Here is a 277-nt window from a genome sequence, read left to right as displayed (position 1 = left end):
CGCGGCGCAGCGGCAGGTAGCCCGACGGCTCCGTGTTGGCGAGCAGGTCGCGCGGCGGCCGGCGCCAGGCCTTGCTCATCAGCCGTGACCAGACGTCGAAAGGGAAGCCGTCGAGGTCCGGAAGGCCCGGCGTAAAGGCGGCGCTGGCCACACCGCCGACCTTGCGCAGCCGCGCCAGCCGCTCCCCGCGCGCAGACAGCCCGCGCCGTCGCGGGGCCGAGGCGACGTCCGCCACGCCGACGGGCGCGGCCCGGGCGGACAGCGCCTCCTCCGGCAG

The 277-nt window shown here is 78.0% G+C and carries 1 pseudogene; it reads right to left on the bottom strand.

Features of this window, described 5'->3' with window-relative positions:
• Positions 1–277 (bottom strand): annotated as a pseudogene (locus R0J87_RS19960) (hypothetical protein); the annotation flags it as partial.

Source organism: Halomonas sp. SIMBA_159 (assembly GCF_046536035.1).
GTDB classification, from domain to species: domain Bacteria; phylum Pseudomonadota; class Gammaproteobacteria; order Pseudomonadales; family Halomonadaceae; genus Vreelandella; species Vreelandella venusta_A.
The sequence above is the reverse complement of the archived record's forward strand: the minus strand, read 5'-3'. Positions and strand labels throughout refer to the sequence as shown.